This is a genomic window from Methylobacterium marchantiae (assembly GCF_042679825.1).
In the GTDB taxonomy this organism is placed as follows: Bacteria; Pseudomonadota; Alphaproteobacteria; order Rhizobiales; family Beijerinckiaceae; genus Methylobacterium; species Methylobacterium marchantiae.
Genome location: NZ_JBHTND010000003.1, coordinates 1 through 19780, shown reverse-complemented (window position 1 = coordinate 19780; position 19780 = coordinate 1). Strand labels below are relative to the sequence as shown.

Annotated in this window: 16 protein-coding genes and 1 tRNA gene; 10 read left to right on the top strand and 7 right to left on the bottom strand. The window is 65.7% G+C overall.

The window, feature by feature from the left end; translation table 11 throughout:
- The first annotated feature begins 80 nt into the window (after positions 1-80).
- On the top strand, positions 81-680 hold the full coding sequence (wrbA, locus tag ACFQ4G_RS02900) for an NAD(P)H:quinone oxidoreductase (RefSeq protein WP_238208588.1): 600 nt from the start codon (positions 81-83) through the stop codon (positions 678-680).
- Positions 681-897: 217 nt separating this feature from the next.
- Here wrbA and ACFQ4G_RS02895 read toward each other — a convergent pair whose 3' ends face one another.
- The gene (locus ACFQ4G_RS02895) at positions 898-1890 is read right to left on the bottom strand and encodes an L-threonylcarbamoyladenylate synthase (RefSeq protein WP_238208587.1); all 993 of its coding nucleotides are present in this window, start codon (positions 1888-1890) and stop codon (positions 898-900) included.
- 186 nt (positions 1891-2076) lie between these two features.
- Here ACFQ4G_RS02895 and ACFQ4G_RS02890 point away from each other — a divergent pair, with 186 nt between their 5' ends.
- From ACFQ4G_RS02890 to ACFQ4G_RS02865, 6 genes are all read left to right on the top strand, one after another.
- Entirely contained in the window at positions 2077-3843 is a 1767-nt protein-coding gene (locus ACFQ4G_RS02890; protein WP_238208586.1) for an acyl-CoA dehydrogenase, read from the top strand.
- Between the two features lie 79 nt (positions 3844-3922).
- Positions 3923-4678, top strand: a complete 756-nt coding sequence (locus tag ACFQ4G_RS02885; RefSeq protein ID WP_238208585.1) for an enoyl-CoA hydratase-related protein — start codon at positions 3923-3925, stop codon at positions 4676-4678.
- Positions 4679-4689: 11 nt separating this feature from the next.
- Positions 4690-5529 carry an SDR family NAD(P)-dependent oxidoreductase gene (locus ACFQ4G_RS02880; protein WP_238208584.1) on the top strand — a complete coding sequence of 280 codons (840 nt, stop codon included), beginning with the start codon at positions 4690-4692 and terminating at the stop codon, positions 5527-5529.
- A 10-nt stretch (positions 5530-5539) separates the two neighbouring features.
- Positions 5540-6406, top strand: coding sequence for an SDR family oxidoreductase (locus tag ACFQ4G_RS02875; RefSeq protein WP_238208583.1), 867 nt, complete (start codon positions 5540-5542; stop codon positions 6404-6406).
- A gap of 10 nt (positions 6407-6416) precedes the next feature.
- Entirely contained in the window at positions 6417-7421 is a 1005-nt protein-coding gene (locus ACFQ4G_RS02870; protein ID WP_238208582.1) for a magnesium transporter CorA family protein, read from the top strand.
- Between the two features lie 86 nt (positions 7422-7507).
- The gene (locus ACFQ4G_RS02865) at positions 7508-8269 is read left to right on the top strand and encodes an SOS response-associated peptidase (RefSeq protein ID WP_238208581.1); all 762 of its coding nucleotides are present in this window, start codon (positions 7508-7510) and stop codon (positions 8267-8269) included.
- A gap of 27 nt (positions 8270-8296) precedes the next feature.
- On the opposite strand, the gene ACFQ4G_RS02860 is transcribed toward ACFQ4G_RS02865, so the two are convergent.
- From ACFQ4G_RS02860 to ACFQ4G_RS02850, 3 genes are all read right to left on the bottom strand, one after another.
- Entirely contained in the window at positions 8297-8452 is a 156-nt protein-coding gene (locus ACFQ4G_RS02860) for a hypothetical protein (RefSeq protein WP_238208580.1), read from the bottom strand.
- A gap of 155 nt (positions 8453-8607) precedes the next feature.
- Entirely contained in the window at positions 8608-9810 is a 1203-nt protein-coding gene (locus ACFQ4G_RS02855) for a class I SAM-dependent RNA methyltransferase (RefSeq protein ID WP_238208602.1), read from the bottom strand.
- A gap of 119 nt (positions 9811-9929) precedes the next feature.
- Positions 9930-10676: a TlyA family RNA methyltransferase gene (locus ACFQ4G_RS02850; RefSeq protein ID WP_238208579.1), complete on the bottom strand. Its 747-nt coding sequence runs from the start codon at positions 10674-10676 to the stop codon at positions 9930-9932.
- 210 nt (positions 10677-10886) lie between these two features.
- Here ACFQ4G_RS02850 and ACFQ4G_RS02845 point away from each other — a divergent pair, with 210 nt between their 5' ends.
- On the top strand, positions 10887-12434 hold the full coding sequence (locus ACFQ4G_RS02845; protein WP_238208578.1) for a CYTH and CHAD domain-containing protein: 1548 nt from the start codon (positions 10887-10889) through the stop codon (positions 12432-12434).
- 27 nt (positions 12435-12461) lie between these two features.
- On the opposite strand, the gene ACFQ4G_RS02840 is transcribed toward ACFQ4G_RS02845, so the two are convergent.
- The gene (locus tag ACFQ4G_RS02840) at positions 12462-13526 is read right to left on the bottom strand and encodes a hypothetical protein (RefSeq protein ID WP_238208577.1); all 1065 of its coding nucleotides are present in this window, start codon (positions 13524-13526) and stop codon (positions 12462-12464) included.
- Positions 13527-13556: 30 nt separating this feature from the next.
- Entirely contained in the window at positions 13557-14375 is an 819-nt protein-coding gene (rlmB, locus tag ACFQ4G_RS02835) for a 23S rRNA (guanosine(2251)-2'-O)-methyltransferase RlmB (RefSeq protein WP_238208601.1), read from the bottom strand.
- Between the two features lie 157 nt (positions 14376-14532).
- On the opposite strand from rlmB, the gene ACFQ4G_RS02830 reads away from it, so the two are divergent.
- Together ACFQ4G_RS02830 and ACFQ4G_RS02825 are read left to right on the top strand one after the other, a co-directional pair.
- Positions 14533-14607, top strand: a tRNA-Glu gene (locus ACFQ4G_RS02830).
- Between the two features lie 646 nt (positions 14608-15253).
- A complete protein-coding gene (locus ACFQ4G_RS02825; protein ID WP_238208576.1) occupies positions 15254-18247 on the top strand; it encodes an SdrD B-like domain-containing protein in 2994 nt (997 codons plus the stop codon).
- Between the two features lie 727 nt (positions 18248-18974).
- Here ACFQ4G_RS02825 and ACFQ4G_RS02820 read toward each other — a convergent pair.
- Positions 18975-19487 (bottom strand): helix-turn-helix domain-containing protein, encoded by a 513-nt coding sequence (locus ACFQ4G_RS02820; protein WP_238208575.1) that lies wholly within the window; start codon positions 19485-19487, stop codon positions 18975-18977.
- Positions 19488-19780: the final 293 nt, after the last annotated feature.

Here is a 19780-nt window from a genome sequence, read left to right as displayed (position 1 = left end):
TTTCCGCAAGCCCTCAGGACGACGATATCGGGTTCGGCGAAAGGCTGCTTTGCAGCCACCCTCGATCTGGAGTGCAGGAAATGGCGAAGGTTCTGGTCCTCTATTACTCGTCCTGGGGCCATGTGGAGCAGATGGCGAATGCCGTCGCCGAGGGCGCCCGCGAGGCCGGGGCCGAGGTCAGCGTGAAGCGCGTGCCGGAACTGGTGCCGGACGAGGTCGCCAAGCAGTTCCACTACAAGCTCGACCAACAGGCGCCCATCGCCACGGTGGACGAGCTGGCCGATTACGACGCGATCATCTTCGGTACGCCGACGCGCTACGGCAACATGGCCGCCCAGATGAAGCAGTTCATCGACCAGACCGGCGGCCTCTGGGCCCAGGGCAAGCTCATCGGCAAGGTCGGCTCGGTCTTCACCTCTACCGCATCCCAGCATGGCGGACAGGAGACCACTCTCACGAGCTTCCACACCGTGCTCCTGCATCACGGCATGGTCATCGTCGGACTGCCCTACGCCTTCCCGGGGCAGAGCGGCGTCGAACAGGTCAAGGGAGGCACGCCCTACGGCGCTTCCACCATCGCCGACAGTGACGGGAGCCGCCAGCCGATCGCCGTGGAGCTCGACGGCGCCCGCTATCAGGGGCGGCACGTGGCCGGTATCGCGGCCAAGCTCGCGGGCTGAACGGAAGCCCTTCGTCCCGGATCTCGTCTCGAAAGGCCCGCCTCGGCGGGCCTTGGTGGACCGGGACGGAATTTCAGCGGCACTGGAAAGCGCGCAAGAAAAAAGGCTCGGATCGCTCCGAGCCTTGAAAGGGAGAAGGTCATTGGGGGCTGAACTGACCTTCTGAACCATTCAACGTGGTCGATACGGAGCGGTTCCACGACTTTCGAAATTATTTTCAACGGGGCGCCGCGGCTCGGCGCAACCGATCGTTGATCGCTTCCCCGAGACCGTTTGCCGGAATGGGCGCGACGGCGATCGTTCGGGTACCGGCCGCATCCAGGCGACGCAGCGCGGAGAACAGAACGGCCGCCGCCTCCTGCAGATTTCCGGCCTCGCTCAGGTTGAAGCGAGCCTTGGCGGATTCCGCTCCCGGCGGATCGACGGGCCCGAACAGCAGCACCGCCTCGTCGGGCTCGACCCGCGATGCGTCCAGCCGCACGGCGGCTCTCGGCGCGTAATGCGAGGCGAGGAGGCCCGGGCCGATCGGCGCCGCACCGGCATCGGGCCCTTCCTCCAGGGAAACACCGAGGATCGCCTCGGCCGCCTCGCGCGTGACCCCGCCCGGCCGCAACAGGCGCGCCTTGCCGTCGAGACAGGCGATCACCGTCGATTCGACGCCGACCAGGGTGCTTCCTCCATCGAGAATGGCGGCGATACGGCCATCGAGATCGGTGAGGACATGCTCGGCGCATGTCGGGCTCACGCGACCGGAGCGATTGGCGGAGGGCGCCGCCACCGGCCGTCCGACCTGTTCGAGCAGGGACAGGGCGACCGGATGGGCCGGGACGCGCAGGGCCACGCTGGGAAGACCGGCGCGGGCCAGGTCGCTGACGGTCGCGCCGAGTGCCGCCGGGACGACGAGGGTGAGCGGGCCGGGCCAGAACGCCTCCGCGAGGCGCAGGGCGACCGCATCGAATACGCCCTCGCGCCGTGCCTCTTCCAGGCCGGCCACGTGCGAGATCAGCGGGTTGAAGCTCGGCCGCCCCTTGGCGGCGTAGATCCGCGCGACGGCTTCGGCATCGGACGCGTCGGCGCCGAGCCCGTAGACCGTCTCGGTGGGAAACGCGACGAGGCCGCCCTGCCGCAGCAAAGCCGCCGCATGCTCGATTCCCGCCGGGTCGATGCCGAGCCTGACCGTCTCTCCGGGGATTGACCCGAGATGGTTCATATCTAAACTATCCCCTGTCCGAACGGCGCCTCGCGTCGCGCCGGATCCCCTCGGGGATGTGCCTATCCCTGCGATCCCGTCTTGCCTATGCCTGTGGGCGCAAGGCGCGACAGGCCCTATCGCCGGGCCGGCTCGCGCGTCAAACACGGGAGAAGCGTCGCTCGAGACGACGCGGGAGATGCGGCCATGTCCTATCGCACGCCAGTTGCCGAGATCAGCTTCGCCCTTCGCCACGTGGCGGGGCTCGACGCCGCCATCGCCGCGGGCGCCCATGGCGACCTGACGATGGAGGATGCGGACGCGATCCTGCAGGAGGCGGGCCGGGTGGCCGATGCGGTGATCGCGCCGCTCAACTCCGTCGGCGACCGGAAGGGTGCCAGCCTCGCGGGCGGCGCGGTGACGACGTCTCCGGGCTGGCGCGAGGCCTATCGCACCTGGATCGAGGGCGGCTGGAACGGCCTCAGTGCCGAGGCCGATTACGGCGGTCAGGGATTGCCCCTGCTCCTCAACGCCGCCTGCAGCGAGATGTGGAATGCGGGCAGCATCAGTTTCGCCCTCTGCCCGCTGCTCACCGCCGGCGGGATCGAGGCCCTGTCGAAGCACGGCTCCCGCGAGCTGAAGGAGCGCTACCTCGCGAAACTCGTCTCCGGCGAGTGGACCGCCACGATGAACCTCACCGAACCGCAGGCGGGCTCGGACCTGTCGCTGCTGCGCAGCCGGGCGGAGCCGGCAGGCGACGGGACCTACCGGATCGTCGGCTCGAAGATCTACATCACCTATGGCGAGCACGACATGGCGGACAACATCGTCCACCTCGTCCTCGCCCGGCTGAAGGACGCGCCGGCCGGGACGCGCGGCATCTCGCTGTTCCTGGTGCCGAAGATCCTGCCCGACGGCAGCCGTAACGACCTGCGCTGCTCGGGGCTGGAGCACAAGCTCGGCATCCACGGTTCGCCGACCTGCTCCATGGCCTTCGGCGACGGGGGAGGAGCCATCGGCTGGCTCATCGGCGAGGAGAACCGGGGTCTCGCCTGCATGTTCACGATGATGAATTCGGCCCGGCTCAATGTCGGGCTCCAGGGGGTGGGCGTCGCCGAGCGGTCGTACCAGCAGGCGCTGGCCTATGCCCGCGACCGGCGCCAGGGCAAGGCGGCGGGCTCGACCGATCCCGTCAGCCCCATCGTCGCACACGCCGACGTCCAGCGCATGCTGCTGACGATGAAGGCCTACACGGCGGCGGCTCGCGGCATCTGCTACCTCACGGCCGAAGCCCTCGACGCGGCGCGCGGACCGGAAGGCAAGGCGGGCCTCGACCGGGCCTCGCTGCTGACGCCCGTCGCCAAGGCCTTCTCCACCGACATCGCCAACGAGGTGACGTCCCTCGGCGTTCAGGTCCATGGCGGCATGGGCTTCGTGGAGGAGACGGGCGCGGCCCAGCACATGCGCGACGCGCGCATCCTGGCCATCTACGAGGGCACCAACGGCATCCAGGCCATCGATCTCGTGGCGCGCAAGCTGCCGCTGAACGGCGGGGCGACGGTGCGGGCGCAGCTCGCCGCGATGCGCCGGGTGGCGGAAGCCGTCCAGAAGGACGCCACGCCGGCCTTCGGCCATCTCGGGCCGCGCCTGCGCGCCGGGATCGAGAGCCTCGACCGGGCGACGAGCTTCCTCCTGAAGGCCCTGGCGTCCAACCGGCCGGAGGAGGCCCAGGCCGGGGCGACGCCCTATCTGCGCCTGTTCGGCCTCGCACAGGGCGCGACCTGCCTCGCCCGCGCGGCTCTGGCCTCGAACGCCGCCCTGAAGGCCGGCGAGACCGATCCGGCGCACGGCGCCCGCATCGCCCTGGCGCGGTTCTTCGCCGAGAACCTGCTCCCCGCGGCGAGCGGCCTGGAACAGAGCGTCGTGGATGGCGGCGGCTTCACGCAGGACGGGATGCTGGCTCTGGCGGGGTGAGTACGAAAACCCTCCCCCCTCTGCGGGGGAGGGGGGAGCGGCCAGCCGGGAGGAAGATCACCGGACAGCGAGGACCCACATGAGCGAGCACGTCGCGATCCAGGACACGCCCGAAGGCGTCCGCCTCATCCGCCTCGACCGGCCGGAGAAGAAGAACGCGTTGACCGGCGCCATGTACGACGCCCTGCGCCTCGCGCTCGAAGGAGCGGACGTCTCCGATGCCGTCGGTGCGATCGTCTTTGCCGGAATGCCCGGTGCGTTCAGCGCCGGCAACGACATCGCCGATTTCGTCGCCGGATCGCGAAAGCCCTTCACCGAAGCGCCGGCGCTCCAATTCATCCGCCAGCTCGCCCGCACGACGACACCGATGGTGGCGGCGGTGGACGGGATCGCGGTCGGCATCGGCACGACGCTGACGCTGCATTGCGACCTCGTCTATGCCAGCCCGGCGGCGCGGTTCCGGATGCCGTTCGTGGAACTCGGGCTCGTGCCGGAAGCGGCCTCGTCCTACCTGCTGCCGCGCCGGATCGGCTTGCCGAAGGCCACGGAATTCCTGCTCCTGTCGCAGCCCTTCGACGCGGACGAAGCCCTGCGGCTCGGCCTCGTCAACGCCATCGCGCCGAGCGACCTCCTGCTCGACCACGCCCTGGCCCAGGCCGCGCGCATCGCCGCCCTTCCGCGCGGTGCGGTGGCCGCGACGCGCAGGCTCATCCGTGGCGATCAGGCCGATGTCGAGGCCGCCCTCGAGGCCGAGGCCGTCGCCTTCGAGGAGCGGTTGCGGGCGCCCGAGGCGCAGGAGGCGTTCGCACGCTTCCTCGGCAGGGCGAAATCGTGAGCGGGCGAACGATGCCCGACCTGAGCAAGGCGATCTGCCTCGTGGCCGGCGCCTCGCGCGGGGTGGGACGCGGCATCGCCCGGGGGCTGGGAGAAGCCGGCGCCACGGTGATCGTCACCGCCCGGTCGAGCGAGACCGGGCCGCGCACCGAGGCCAGGCGGGAGACCATCGAGGACACCGCCCGCGAGGTCGATGCCGCCGGCGGCCATGGACATCACTATCTCTGCGACCATACCAGCGAGCGGGCGGTGGACAGCCTCGTCCACTGGGCCCTGCGCCGCTTCGGCCGCATCGACGTCGCCGTCTCCAGCGTCTGGGGCGGCAACGAAGGGTTCGACGGCGAGCGCTATGCCGACGGAGCCGAATGGGGCACGCCGTTCTGGCGGCGGTCCGCCGAGCCGTTCTCGGGCTTCTTCGAAACGGGCCCGTATCCGGCGCTGCTCCTCGCCCGCGCCGTCGCACCGGCCATGGTCTCGGCCAAGCGCGGCCTCATCGCCTTGGTCTCGTTCGACACGCAGGCCGGCTATCTCGGCGACGTGTTCTACGATCTGGCCAAGGCCAACACCAACCGGCTCGCCTTCGCCTGCGCCCAGGAACTCGCGCCCCACGGCGTCACGGCGCTCGGGCTCTCGCCCGGCTTCGTCGGCACCGAACGGGCGCGGGACAACGGCCATGCCGACCGGGCGACGGAAAGCCCGCTCTATGCGGGACGGGCGCTGGCGGCGCTCGCCGCCGATCCGAACGTCCAGGCCCAAGCCGGACGCATCCTGCACGCGGGCGATCTCGCCGCCGAGTACGGCTTCACCGATGCCGACGGCTCGACGCCGCCGCGCTTCCAACTCGGATCGTGAGGAGACGGCCATGACGGATTTTCAGTCGCTGAAGGGGAAGACCCTCTTCATCACCGGCGCCTCGCGCGGCATCGGGCTGGCCATCGGCCTGCGGGCGGCGCGTGACGGCGCCAACGTCGCCATCGCCGCCAAGACCGACACGCCGCACCCGAAGCTGGAGGGCACGATCCATAGTGCAGCCGCCGCCATCGAAGCGGCGGGCGGGCGGGCCCTGCCGCTCCTCGTCGACGTGCGCGACGAGGACAGCGTCGCCTCGGCCATCGCCCGGACGGCGGAGACGTTCGGCGGGATCGACATCGTCGTGAACAATGCGAGCGCGATCGCGCTGACGCGCACGCCGCAGACGGAGATGAAGCGCTTCGACCTGATGCACCAGATCAACACGCGCGGGACCTACATGGTCTCGAAATACGCGATCCCGCATCTGGAGAAGGCCGCGAACCCGCATATCCTGATGCTGTCGCCGCCCCTCGACATGGCGGAGAAGTGGTTCGCGCCGCATCTCGCCTACACCATGGCGAAGTTCGGCATGTCGCTCTGCGTGCTGGGACTGGCGGGCGAATTGCGCCGTTCCGGCATCGCGGTGAACGCCCTGTGGCCGCGCACCACCATCGCCACGGCAGCGGTGCGCAACCTCCTCGGCGGCGAGGCGCTGATCCAGGCGAGCCGCACGCCGGAGATCATCGCCGATGCGGCCCATGCCCTGTTCCTGAAACCGTCCCGCGAGGTCACCGGCCGTTTCCTCATCGACGACAGCTTCCTCGCGGAGCAAGGTGTCACGGACTTCACACAATACCGCGTCACACCCGGCATACCCCTTGCGCCGGACTTCTTCGTGCCGGATGCGAACACACCGCCTTCCGGGGCCCTCGCCTGAGACGTAAAGCGTGATCTTCATCCATCAGCCGATCGCCGGACCCGGGCATACCCTGCTCGACCGCCGCCCCCTCGAACTGCAGGACGCCATCCCCGACGAGACCGTGTGGCTCGACATGATCCGCCCGACGCGGGAGGAAGACCTCAAGGTCGAAGCCTTCATGGGCATCTCCGTGCCGACGCGCGAGGAGATGAAGGACATCGAGCCGTCCGAACTCCTCTACGTGGAGGACGGGGCGCGCTACATGACCGGGCGGGTGCTGAGCAAGGTCAGCGAGGCGGAAGAGCCGGGGCTTGCCGGCATCACCTTCATCCTGCGCGGCAACCGCCTCGTCACCGTGCGCTACGAGGAGCCGCAGGCCTTCCGCATGTATACCCAGCGGGCCGGACGCTCGACGGGCAACGGCCCCTCGGCCGCGCCCTCGGGCGAGACCATCCTCGCCGGCCTGATCGAGACCGTGATCGACCGGGCGGCGGACGTGCTTCAGCTCCAGGGCGAGCGGATCGACCGGCTCTCGGGCAAGATCTTCGAGGAGAAGGCCGACCCGTCCGCGCGCAACACGGCGCTGCAGGACACGCTCCGCGCCCTCGGCCGCCACGGCGACCTCATCTCGAAGCAGCGCGAGAGCCTCGTCTCGATGGAGCGCATCCTGCTCGCGCTCTCGGCCACCTACCGCACCGCCAAGGCCCCGCGCGAGTTGCGCGAGGACGTGCGCTCGACCCTGCGCGACCTGCAATCGCTGGAAGAACACGCGACCTTCCTGTCCTCGAAGATCCAGTTCCTGCTCGACGCGACGCTGGGCCTCGTGAACCTCGAACAGAACAACATCATCAAGCTGTTCTCGGTCATGGCGGTGGTGTTCATGCCGCCGACGCTCATCGCCTCGATCTACGGCATGAACTTCAAGGCGATGCCGGAACTCGACTGGAACCTCGGCTATCCGATGGCGGTGGTGATGATGGTCGTCGCCGCCGTGCTGCCGTATGTCTTCTTCCGCTGGAAGAAGTGGCTGTAGGGACGGCAGCGCATCGGCTCTGCTCTGCTTGGACAGCGACATTTGGCAGGCCCCGCATCCCGGGGCGGATTGCGGAAAATGCGTCAATGTGCGGTCGCTTCTTCGCCCTTCAGGCTCCCGAGATCTATCGCCTGTTCTACGGCTATCCCGAGCGGCCGAATTTCCCGGCGCGCTACAACGTGGCGCCGACCCAGCCGGTGCCGATCGTGATGGCGGAGCGCGGCGAGCGCCACTTCCGGCTGATGCGCTGGGGTTTTCTGCCGGGCTGGCTGAAGGATCCGAAGGGCTTTCCGCTGATCATCAACGCGCGCGTCGAGACGGTGCAGGAGAAGGCGACCTTCCGCGGAGCGATCCGACACCGCCGCTGCGTCTTCCTCGCCGACGGTTTCTACGAATGGCGCCGCGAGGGGACCGGCCGCAACGCCACGCGCACACCCTACATGATCCGCAGGGCCGACGGGGCGCCGATGGCGCTGGCGGGGTTGTGGGAGAACTGGCTCGGCGCCGATGGCTCGGAGATCGACACCGCCGCCATCGTCACGACGGGCGCCAACGGCACCATGGCGGCGATCCACGACCGGATGCCGGCGATCCTGCCGCCGGAGGCGATCGAACCGTGGCTCGACCATCTCGGCACCGAACCGCGGGAGGCGGTCGGCCTGTGCCGGCCCTGTCCCGACGCGTGGCTGACCCTCGATGTCGTGAGTGCGCGGGTCAACGACGCCCGCAACGATGGGCCGGACCTCGTCGTGCCGGTCGGTCGGCCCGAGCCGGAACCGGTATCGGACACTCCGCGCGAGCGGCGCCCGCTCTCCAGCGACGAGGATGCCCAGGGAACCCTGTTCTGATCGAGGCCCCGTCCGGTCGCGAAAAGCTCAGGCCCGCGGCTGCGAGGCGGCGCGTTCTTCGACCCCTCGCCGGAAGTCCTGATAGGCATCCAGCATCGCCCATCCGGCGGTCAGGAGCGAGAAGGCGGCGACGGAAGTGACGATGGCTGCGGAAACCAGCAGCTTGGCGGTGAAGACGTCCACGACGAAGGGTCCTGAATTCGAAGGCTGTGTGTTCCTCGAAGATGGCCCCTTCCGCCCCGTCGGGCCATGGCCGTGCGAGCGAGGCTGCCATGCCGTCGGGCGGCCGTGCCGCGTGCCGGAACGCACCGAAATCTCCGGATCTTCGGCGAACGGGCCTACGTCACCAGCCGCCGACGCTTCGCCACCTCGCGGCGGAACACGCCCACCATCTCGAGATGGCTCGAATACTTGAACTGATCGACCGGGATCACCCGTTCGAGCCGGTAGCCGCCCTCGATCAAGGTCGCCGCATCCCGCGCGAACGAACCGATGTCGCAGGCGACGCCGATGACCAGCGGCACCTTCGATTCCGCGATGCGCTTGGCCTGGACCTGCGCTCCGGCGCGCGGCGGATCGAACACGACGGCGTCGTAGGTCTCCAGCTCGATCGGCAGCAGCGGGCGGCGGAAGAGGTCGCGCTTCTCGCTCGTCACGCGGTGCAGGCCGGGCGTGGCGCGGAAGGCGCGGTCGAGGCTGAGGAGGGCGGCGGCCTCGCCCTCCACCGCATGGACGTCCCGCGTACGGGCCATGGCGAGGGTGAACGGACCGGCCCCGGAGAACAGGTCGACGACGCGCTTCACGCGCTTGTCCAGGGCGGAGACCACGAGTTCGGCGAGCATCGCCTCCCCCGCTTCCGTCGCCTGCAGGAAGCCGCCCGGCGGCGGCACCAGGCGTAGGCCGCTGCTGGTGATCGCCGGCGCGCGGCGCTCCACCACGATGTCGCCGTGGAGGGAGAGCCGCGCCAGGTCGAGCTCGCCGGCGAGCCGCACCAGAGTGGCGCGGAGGCCTTCGCTCACCGGGCCGTGCCCGCGCAGGTCCACGTCGAGACCGGCCTGCGTCGCCGTGAAGGCGACGTCGAGGGGCTTGCGGCCATGGCCGAGGGGCGCGCTCAGCGCCCGCGCCACGGCGGGCGCCCTGTGCAGGGGTTCGACGGTGATCGGGCAATGGTCGATGGCCACGAGGTCGTGGCTGCGTGACGCCATCAGGCCGGCGACGCCTTTGCCTTCGATCTCGCGCACGTGGAGCGTCAGCCGGCGGCGGCCTCCGCCGTGTGCGTCGCGCATGGTCTCGCAAGCGGTATCGATTCCGGCCTGGGCCAGGCCCTGCACGAGGTTGCCCTGCTTCCAGGCCGCATAGGGCGCGTGAGCGAGATGCTGGACCGCGCAACCGCCGCAGGTCCCGAAATAGCCGCAGAACGGATCGATCCGGTCCGGCGACGGAGATTCCACCGCGACGAGCGCGGTGCGCGCGCCCTCGCCGCGAACCGAGACCCGCTCGCCGGGCAGGGCATGGGGGACGATCGTGCCGTCCGCGGCCATGCCGTCGCCGCGCAGGCCGAGGCGGGTGATCTCGACGGTGCGAAGGTTCGAAGGGTCGGTCTTCGAAGGGTCGGACTTCGAATGGTCGGTCTTGGAATGTTCGGGCATGGAGTTTTCCGTCATGGACGCACCGTCGAGCGTGCCCCGATGAGGAACTCGCGATTGCCGTCGCCGCCGGCGACGGGGGAGGGGATGAGGCCGAGGACCGTGAGACCGAGATCCGCCACGAGGTTCGTCACCTCCTCGCAGACCGCCCGATGGACGGCCTCGTCGCGGACGATGCCGCCACGGCCGACCCGGTCCCGCCCCGCCTCGAATTGCGGTTTGATCAGTGCCGCGAGAGCCGCACCCGGTGCCATGAGCGGCACGATTGCGGGCAGGACAAGGCGAAGCGCGATGAAGCTGACATCGATCGCCACGAGGGCGGGCGGGCGCGGGATCACCGAGGCATCGAGGCCGCGCACGTCCCGGCCCTCAAGGCTCGTCACCCGGCGGTCGCGCCGCAGCGAGGGATGCAGCTGGTCCCGGCCGACATCGACGGCGTAGACATGCGCGGCCCCGCCCTTCAGCAGGACATCGGTGAAGCCGCCGGTGGAGGCGCCGACATCGAGGCAGACGAGCCCGGAGGGATCGAGGCCGAACCCGCTCAGCGCGGCCTCCAGCTTCAGCCCGCCGCGCGAGACGAAGGGATGCGGCGCGCTCGCCACGATGCGCGCATGGCGATCGAGCCTGTCCGAGGCGCGGGTCACCGGGCGGTCGTCGGCGGTGACGAGTCCGGCCTCGATCGCCGCCTGGGCGCGCGCCCGGCTCTCGAAATGGCCGCCCTCGACCAGGAGCCGGTCGGCCCTCACCCGGTCCGTCGTCATCGAAACCCTATGATCCCGTGCCTATGATCCCATGGAGCGGATCGGCTGCCGGATCAGCCCGGCCATGCCGTTCCAGCTACGGGATTTCTCCGGTTTGTCTATCCGGGCTGCGGCATGGCGCGCTTGCGTGGCAGACGAAGCCCATGGATGATCCCCACACGGTCCTCGCGCGTTGGCGCCCGAGATTCCGTATCAGAGACAGGACGTTCGATGAGTACCCCGAGGGAAGTCGAGTTGAAGCTGGATTGCGGCGCCGCGGAGCTGGCCGAGCTGGCGCGCCACCCGCTTCTCGCCGTCGCCGAGCCGACGGAATCCGAATTCCTCACCGCCACCTATTACGACACCGCCGAGCGGGATCTCCACCGCCAGGGCCTGACCCTGCGGGTCCGCCGCCACGGCGAGCGCCACGTCCAGACGGTGAAGTCCGCTTCCTCGGCCGCCGGGCTGTTCGACCGTCCGGAATGGGAATGGTCCGTGGACGGCCCGCTTCCGGACCTGTCTCTCCTGGAGGACACGCCGGTTCCCGACGTGCTCGGCAACGCGGCGTCGCCTGACCTCGTGCCCGTCGTCACGACCGTCATCGAGCGCACAACCCGCGCGGTCACGCACGGCGCCTCGCGCATCTCCGCCACCCTCGATCAGGGACGGGTGCAGACGCCGGCCGGCGACGTGCCCCTGTGGGAGCTCGAACTCGAACTGGTCGAGGGCCGGCCCGGCGACCTGTTCTCCCTCGCGCAGGCCCTCGCCGAGACGGTGCCGCTGCGCCTCGGCGTGCTGTCGAAGAGCGAGCGCGGCTTCAGGCTCCTCGGCAAGACCCTGCGCCGTCCGAGCAAGGCCGGCTCCGTCACCCTCGCCCGGGAAGGCTCGGCGGTCGATGCCTTCCGCATCATCGCCCTCGCCTGCCTCACCCATCTGCGCCTCAACGAGGACGTCTTCCTCAAGACCCGCGACGCGGAGGGGCTTCACCAGATCCGCGTCGCCCTGCGGCGCCTGCGCTCGGCCTTCACCCTGTTCAAGCCGATCCTCGCCGGCGATCCGGCGGCGTCGCATCTGCGCGAGGAGATCAAGCGCGTCACCGAGCCGTTCGGGCAAGCCCGCAACCTCGACGTCTTCCTCAGCGAGACCCTGGCCGAGGAGATGGCGCGCCGACCGGACGAGCCGGGGCTCGACGATCTGCGCCTCCGCCTCGAAGCCGAGCGGGAGCGGGCCTACGACGCCGTCTTCACCATCCTGGAATCCCAGTCCTGGCGCAGCCTGATCCTCGACCTGTCGGCGTGGATCGAGACCGGGCCCTGGCGGAGCGAGGAGCGGCAGAGCACGGTCTCGGCGAGGGACTATGCCGAGGAGGTCCTCGACAAGGCCCGCCGCCGCATCCGCAAGCGCGGCCGCCATCTCCATCGCCTCGACGCGGAAGAACGCCACGAAGTGCGCATCGAGGCGAAGAAGCTGCGCTACGGCGCGGAATTCTTCGCCTCGCTCTATGCCGAGAAGAAGGCGCAGAAGCGCCACAAGGCCTTCGTCTCCGCCCTCTCGGACCTGCAGGACCATCTCGGCGCGCTCAACGATCTGGCCACCGCCCATTCGGTGATCGCGAGCCTGTTCACGACCGGCCAGGGCGAGGCGTCCGACGGCGACGACCGGGCGCTGTTCGCCGCCGGCCTCACCGCCGCGGACGGCGAGGCCCGCACGACGGACCTGCTGAAGGCGGCGGAAGAGGCGCACGAGGCGCTGCTCGACGTGACGCCGTTCTGGCGCTGACATAAGAATAATTTGGCTTCTACGGAGTTATATCTTTGGAAACATACCTATTTGCTTGATCATCTCTTCTGATAATTTATTAGGTATGTACGCTGCACAATTTACATCGTCTATCTTCAGAGAATAATTATTAGAATGCTGTTCTTTGCTAGGAAAAACTTGAAATGCATATTTACCACTTCCGTGAAGTAGTGTTTCAACGACATGGTCAATATTATTAAAAAACCGGGACAGCGGTACAAATCTATGCTGAGTAAGAGAGGGAATAATTGATACCCGTATATCGCCACTGAGCCAACGTATTACGAAAATGTTATCTCCGACGTGAGTTGCGTATAGCATTGCATCAACATTGTGAAATATGCCAGATGTATGATATATTTCTTTAGCAAGATAGTTATATTTATCGTTTTTGTCCCACCACCAATTGCGAAATATATACAAGATATTGGTTACTGGCTCAAATTTATTTTCTCCACTAAATACAGTCTCAAAAAATCCTCCATATCGCTTATCGAGCCCATATCCAGTTCTATCTTGCGCTATCATCATCGTCGCGCACATGGAGATGGAATTATTGATTGTCTTTATAATATTTGTCTTTTTCTTCCTAAAAAACTTTAGATAATTTTTGTTGAATGAACTTTGACCTGTCCCTCCGACGAAGACACGCCTCCCCTTTCCATGCTCTTGCATATGCATCTTCGTCGGTATGAAATACGCTTGCCCGTCGCCAGAGGAAGCAAGAACGCTACTGAATTTGCTCTCCGCCAATCCAGATTCCATATATAAATCTCCAAGATCTTTCGTGCCATAAAGTCCTGGTCGGGAAATTTTTACTAATTTTTCTATAATCTGACCAATTTCAGATATATTACCCGAAGCCGCTATACACAATTCATCAGTAATTGGTGATATTTTTCTTGCCATCCCGCTTACATAAAAATCTCTTCCGACAACTTTATTGTTTTCATTGGGTAATGGGGTAGTAGGAAGAGGATGATCAAAATAATCTTTTGAATTAGATGTCAAAAGAGAATCGCCAAGGAAGGCAAATCCATCTTCACCAGAAAATAATGAAATTAAAGTCATTGATACCTCAATCAAGAACTAGGAATAAAACTAATCCTTTGACCTTGCACTTAACGCATAGAGCGTGATCGCGGCCGCGTTCGAGACGTTGATGCTGCGGATCTCCCCGCTGAAGGGAATGCGCGCTAGCACGTCGCAATTGTCGCGCGTGCGCTGGCGCAAGCCCTTGCCCTCGGCGCCCAGCACGATCACCGCCGGCCGCTGCGGGCCCACGGCATCGAGGGTGGTCTCGCCCTCGGAATCGAGGCCGATGCGGGTGAAGCCGCGCTTGCCGAGGTCGATCAGCGCATCGGAGAGGTTGCGCACGATCACCAGAGGCACGTGTTCGAGCCCACCCGAGGCCGATTTCGCCAGGACCCCGGTGGCGGTGGGCGAATGCCGCGCCGTGGTGATGATGCCGGCCACACCGAAGGCCGCGGCGGTGCGGACGATGGCGCCGACATTGTGCGGGTCGGTGATCTGGTCCAGCGCAAGGAGCAGGGCATCGTCCGGAAGCTCGTCGAGCTCGGGGCCGGGCAGGGGATCGGCTTCGAGATAGAGTCCCTGATGCACCGCATCCGGCCCCAGCAGGGCGTTGATGGCGTTGGGGCGCACCAGCTCGGCGTCGATCCGCAGAGGTCCGAGTTCCTCGGTCAGGCGCGCCAGGGCATTCTCGGTGGCAAGGAGCCGGTGCAGGCCGCGGCCCTCGTTGGCCAGCGCCTGCGACACCGGGTGCCAGCCGTAGAGCACGACGTGGTCGCCGCTCGCCCCCCGCGGCCCGGAGGAGGGCGGACCGTTGCGAAAGCGGTCGCGGGGGCCGCCGGGCCGGCTCGTGCGGGGCCCACCGGGCCCGTCGCGTCGCGTGTTCATGGTGTTGTCCATCGTCCCGAGGCACGGCGTGACCGCCGCATCGCTGCTGAGCAGCGACAAAGCGACCGCCATGCCGTTCGTCAAGCCGCAAACACCACGAAACGGCGGTTGCCCTGCCGGGGGAAGCCGCCTATAGAACCCTCGCTCCAGAGCACACGCGCCCTTCGTCTATCGGTTAGGACGTCAGCCTTTCACGCTGAAAAGGCGGGTTCGATTCCCGCAGGGCGCGCCATCACGCTTCACATAGCTGGTGCGGCAGAACTCCCCGAAATCACCGTGATCTTCGATCCGTGCTCGCACGGAAAGCGGGCGCAATCCCTCTCGCGACACTCCTGCGCGATCCGCATCCCCGGCGGGGTCTAAGACAGTCGCCGGGCGTGGCCCGCTGACGGCTTTCGTGGACAGCCCGTCTGGGTGTCATGATCGAACGGGGATGTGGGACGCAGCGCCGCTCGATCGTGAGGTCGAGGTCGAGGCGGTTCCGTCGCGGATCGGTGAACCTGCGCTGTGCCCGGTCCGGCGGATCGCCGTCTTCGCCGCGCAGGAGCCGTCCCCGCCAGCGCATGCCCGAGGATCCACCTGGCCGACACATCGAGCCTCTCCCGAACCGGGCCGCGCGCGAAATACGTACTATGCGTAAGATCGCGCATGTCCAGGCGGTGCAATATTCTACCTGATATGTAACTTCCATACCGAATTTTGAACTTATGTTTCGGTTCATCAAATGCTATGGCGATGGCAACTCCGATGAGGCAGGCATTAGCCGCATGCTTTTCCAGATGAGCTGTTTTAGCTCACGCCTGAACTGATCGAGTTCTTAGTCGTGAATGCGCCGCAAGAGCGCATCGTGACGTCATCGTCATAGGGAAGAGACGAACATGGCAGTTTCGAACGCGAGCATCTCAGGAAAAGCCTTCTTCGACGGGAACGCGGACGGTATCCAGAACTCGGGGGAAGGCGGCGTCGGCAACTTCACGGTCGACCTGATCGACGCCAACGGCACCATCGTGGCCACGCGGGCGACGGACGGCCAGGGCGCCTACAGCTTCGGCAACCTCGCCGCCGGCACCTACTCGGTTCAGTTCCACGCGGCCGGCGGGTTTCGCGGCAATGCCGGGGTGCAGCTGGCCAACGGCTACGACCTGATCAAGGACGTCCAGGTCGCAGAGAGCGCGGCCGTCACGCTCGACGAGGGATTCTACCTCTTCAACAACGACGTGCGGGGCTTCACCTTCCAGGACGGCAACGGCAACGGCCGCATGGACGGCGGCGAGACGGCGATGAACGGCGTCAAGGTCCAGCTTCTCAGCACGTCCGGCGAGCTCCTCTACGAGACGACGAGCAGCAACGCGGATCGGGGCCTGCCCGGCGCCGACGGCGTCTACAGCTTCTACAATCTCAAGCCCGGCAGCTACGTGGTGCAGATGGTCACTCCGACCGGCCAGGTCGCCACCGGCTATAATCCGCAGACGATCAAGATCGGCGCCACGGATGACATCCTGGGATTCAACCAGGCACTCCGCGACACGACGACCTCGGTCAGCCTCTCCGGCACCGCGTTCCTCGACAAGAACGGGGACGGCATCCAGGGAGCGGGTGAGGTCGGACTGGCCGGGGCCAGCGTGGTGGTCCAGAACAGTGCCGGATATGCCATCAAGACGACGGTCGCCGACGCCTCGGGCCATTACGCCTTGAACGGCCTTGATGCCGGCAATTACAGGGTCACGGTGGCGACCCCCGATGGCCTGAAGGCCACGAGCCCCGCTACGATCGCCACCGGCACCTTTGCCGCCGGCTCCGTGAAGAATGATCTCGACGTCGGGTTCCACAGCGATGCCGTCTTCAACAAGACGGAGGCGACCCCGCAGACGCAGGAGATCAACCTCATCCTGCGCGGGCAGTCCAACTCGCAGTACATCACGAATTACGGCCTCCTGCCGTCCTTGAAGGAGCAGGTCGAGAAGCTGCTCGGCTTCGACGGAATCAACCAGAAGGTCAACTTCCTCGGCACGAACAATCAGCCCGACGGTGCGAACACCCAGGTGGGGGCCACCGCGCTGACCAAGGACTGGCTGCGCCCGGTCGACGGCGACTACACCAAGGGCTGGAACGCGACACCGGTCGAGCTCGGCCTGCTCAGCGCCATCGGCAAGCTGTCCGAGGCGCAGCGCGCTGCGCCCACCGGCATCATCTACCTGCACAACGAGTTCGACGGCCTCAACACGGAGCTGACGACGGACATGTGGGAGAGCGCCGTGCGCTACGAGGCGGGCCTCGTGCGCGGTATCCTCGGCCAGGACGCCAGCACGACGCCCTACCTCTTCGTCAACGCGATCGCCTTCCCGATCTTCGGGCAGCCGCTCCAGCCGATCCTGAACCAGACCATCCGGGTGGGACAGACCCAACTCACCGAGGACAAATTCTTCAACGCAGCCTTCGTGGAGAACCAGAGCAGCGACACCACCATGAACGGTGATGCGCCCTATACCCCGGGCGGCATCCATATGAACATCACCGATGCGCAGCAGACGATCAACCGCATCGCCCAGGCCGTCGCCGAGCAGTTCAAGGCCTCGGCGCTCCCCGGCTCGCCGATGGCCATCGCGAAGGGCGACATCGACGACGAGGGTCCGAAGGTGGTGCGCGCCGATGCCGTCGCGGGCCGCGCAGACCAGCTCCTGCTGACGGTCGAGCACGACAATGCCGACCACATGCTGCCGCTGAACTTGACGGCCGATCGCGGCATCGGATGGAGCATCCGCTCGGGCTACGACGATCCCACCGCCGACGCCCAGGGCGTCAAGGCGGAGATCGTCGACGAGACCCACATCAGGATCACCTTCGACCGCGCGGTGCCCGCCGACGGGAAGGTGTTCTACGCCTGGGGCGGCGACCGGCTCGCGATCAACCAGAACGAGATCGGCAACGGCAACGCGATCTACGACGACAACGGCATGCCGATCTGGGTCGATCCGCGCGGTCTCGGCGTTTCCGCCGATACAGGTGCACCGTCACTGGCGGTGGCCTTCCTGAACGGCAATACGACGCAGGCGGTGGACATGGCCGGCTTCGTGAGCGGCGACATCGCCGTCATCAAGGGCGCCGGCGTCGTCCACGGCGCGCAGGACGCCTACAATGGCACCACGTTCGATGTCGAGGGCGCCTGGAACAGCGTGAAGAACGTCGTCATCAATTCCGAGACGGCTCAGACCCTCTCTCTCAAGGACTTCGTCCGGGCCGATGTCACGCTGCTCAACACGACCGGTGATTCCCAGCTCACCGTAGAGAACCTGAAGCAGGGCATTCTCACGACCGGCGGCGGGGACGACAAGATCGTCGTCAGCCTGCTGACCAACGGCGGCGGCTCCATCTCGGCGAATTCCGGCGAGGGCAACGATACGCTCGCGTTCTACAACGGCAACAAGGACAATGCCGGCACGGGGATCGGCAACTGGCTCGAGAAGGCCAATGCCATTCACAATGGAGACGGCGTGCAGGACGGCAGCACGACGGTGGTCTCGATCAATGCCGGCAGCGGCGACGACGTGATCGATCTCTCGCACGTCAGCCTGAGGAAAGCGGTGGTGACCGGCGGAACCGGTGTCGACCACATGACCGCGAGCCACGGCATCGACCAGTTCCAGTTCCGAGCCGGAGACACGGGGACGACGATGACGACCGCCGACGTGATCCACGATTTCGACGGTCTCGGCGGCGACAAGCTGAACGTGTACGGGCGTCTTTCGGATTGGCAGGCCGCTCACACGCAAACGGCCGACTTCGACGGCACGGTCATCACCAACACGCGCGACGGTGCCATCATCCTGCTCGAGGGCGTGGACCTGAGCTCCGCCCATGGCTGGATGATCTGAGACGGTATCCAGTCCGAATCGGTGGAGCGGAGGCTTCTCGCTTCCGCTCCACCACCAGGCGCGTGCGGCCATTGAACCGCGCGAAGTTCCCGGAAGGCTCCCAAGCTCGCGAAGCGGGCGCCATGACAGGCGGAGTTCACCCTTGCGCGGATCCCGGCATGGGGTGTGACGGATCGAGCCTGAAACGGTGCGGGAGGGATCGGCCGGCATGCTGCCCTCGCGAGGCAGGCAGAGGCCGAGGCTCACGATGATCGGTCCGCATCGACGCTTTCCGTCCGGAGCACCAGCCTCGCTACCGCCTGATCCATGCGGAGCGGCGTGTGGAGGACTTCGAAGGCCGCATGTCACGCATCCGAAGCCACGCGCGTCGTGAAGGCGGAAGCGTCCACGAGTGGCAGCGTCCACGAGCGGAAGCAGCCCAGCCAGCTCCACGTCCGACTTCGGCTCATCTGCAAAATTTATAAAAGCCTGTTTGAGTTGTTTTTCCAAGGCTTTACCTCATTCTGAGGTGCCGCATAGCGGCCTCGAAGGAGGCTTCCAGGGATCGCTTTGGTGTCTGGAGGGCTCTCTCAAAGCCCTTTGCTCTTGTAAAGTGCATCTCAGGATGACGTAGTCCGATGGGATGGTTTAATTTCGCATGAGAATCTGCAAATCAATCAGATCAAACAGACTCTAAGAGCCGTAATTTCCCTCGATCTTGTCGTCAATTTTTACAATAATATCGTTGTTATAAGGAATATCGTCTGGCCTTTGCCAAAGCGATCGTGCCGTCGTTCAGCTTGAAGAAGCGAATTCCGCCGGTCCTCAGAGTGTTGATGACGAGCTGATAACTTTGCTCTTTGACACAATGCGCTTCTCCCTCGACACGCTTGATCGTCGATATGGAAAGCCCACTTCTCTCCGAGATATCCGATATCGACCATCCAAGCATCGCTCGTGCGGAGCGAATGTATTCCGGTGTTATCGTGTCGTTCAGCAACGTTATGTTCGAAAGCTCTCTTCTGCTCGCAAGCTCATGAATGTTCTTTATGATCTCATGCAGGAGGCGGTCATCCGTCTGATGCCGCAGGCTTTCAGGAAGTTCGTAGATCGTTGCCCGAGGGTATGATCCGCGTGTTTCAGTCGAATCCGTTCCGATGTCGGCATGGGAAACCGATGCCTCGACATCATCGCTCATCCTGTCACGCCAATGAGGGAAGAGCTCCGGGAGCGGTTCGTGATCGTGATCATCTTTTCTCATCGCGAAGCCTCCTCTATCTTTGAACGTCAATAGGCAGCTACAAACCACAACATTTTGAATTCATCGCTTTTAACGTTCAGACTTTATAATCTTTAGACGAGCGAATACTTTTCTCGGAATGCGGAACGCAGGTGTATCGGTAGCCGGAGCCCCACATGCGTGGGGCTCCGGCACTCGGTCTCAGCGGACTGGGTTCTCGTCGTAGGTGAAGATGTCGCGATCCTTTGTTTCGGGGAGGAAGAGGGCCCCGATGATGGCGGTCGCGATGGCGATGACGATGGGGTACCAGAGGC

What these genes read in the sequence shown, in the direction of transcription:
- wrbA (WP_238208588.1), top strand. Translation starts at nt 81, where the DNA reads ATGGCGAAGGTTCTGGTCCTCTATTACTCGTCCTGGGGCCATGTGGAG.
- ACFQ4G_RS02895 (WP_238208587.1), bottom strand. Translation starts at nt 1,890, where the DNA reads ATGAACCATCTCGGGTCAATCCCCGGAGAGACGGTCAGGCTCGGCATC.
- ACFQ4G_RS02890 (WP_238208586.1), top strand. Translation starts at nt 2,077, where the DNA reads ATGTCCTATCGCACGCCAGTTGCCGAGATCAGCTTCGCCCTTCGCCAC.
- ACFQ4G_RS02885 (WP_238208585.1), top strand. Translation starts at nt 3,923, where the DNA reads ATGAGCGAGCACGTCGCGATCCAGGACACGCCCGAAGGCGTCCGCCTC.
- ACFQ4G_RS02880 (WP_238208584.1), top strand. Translation starts at nt 4,690, where the DNA reads ATGCCCGACCTGAGCAAGGCGATCTGCCTCGTGGCCGGCGCCTCGCGC.
- ACFQ4G_RS02875 (WP_238208583.1), top strand. Translation starts at nt 5,540, where the DNA reads ATGACGGATTTTCAGTCGCTGAAGGGGAAGACCCTCTTCATCACCGGC.
- ACFQ4G_RS02865 (WP_238208581.1), top strand. Translation starts at nt 7,508, where the DNA reads ATGTGCGGTCGCTTCTTCGCCCTTCAGGCTCCCGAGATCTATCGCCTG.
- ACFQ4G_RS02855 (WP_238208602.1), bottom strand. Translation starts at nt 9,810, where the DNA reads ATGGCCGCGGACGGCACGATCGTCCCCCATGCCCTGCCCGGCGAGCGG.
- ACFQ4G_RS02850 (WP_238208579.1), bottom strand. Translation starts at nt 10,676, where the DNA reads ATGACGACGGACCGGGTGAGGGCCGACCGGCTCCTGGTCGAGGGCGGC.
- ACFQ4G_RS02845 (WP_238208578.1), top strand. Translation starts at nt 10,887, where the DNA reads ATGAGTACCCCGAGGGAAGTCGAGTTGAAGCTGGATTGCGGCGCCGCG.
- ACFQ4G_RS02840 (WP_238208577.1), bottom strand. Translation starts at nt 13,526, where the DNA reads ATGACTTTAATTTCATTATTTTCTGGTGAAGATGGATTTGCCTTCCTT.
- rlmB (WP_238208601.1), bottom strand. Translation starts at nt 14,375, where the DNA reads ATGAACACGCGACGCGACGGGCCCGGTGGGCCCCGCACGAGCCGGCCC.
- ACFQ4G_RS02825 (WP_238208576.1), top strand. Translation starts at nt 15,254, where the DNA reads ATGGCAGTTTCGAACGCGAGCATCTCAGGAAAAGCCTTCTTCGACGGG.
- ACFQ4G_RS02820 (WP_238208575.1), bottom strand. Translation starts at nt 19,487, where the DNA reads ATGAGAAAAGATGATCACGATCACGAACCGCTCCCGGAGCTCTTCCCT.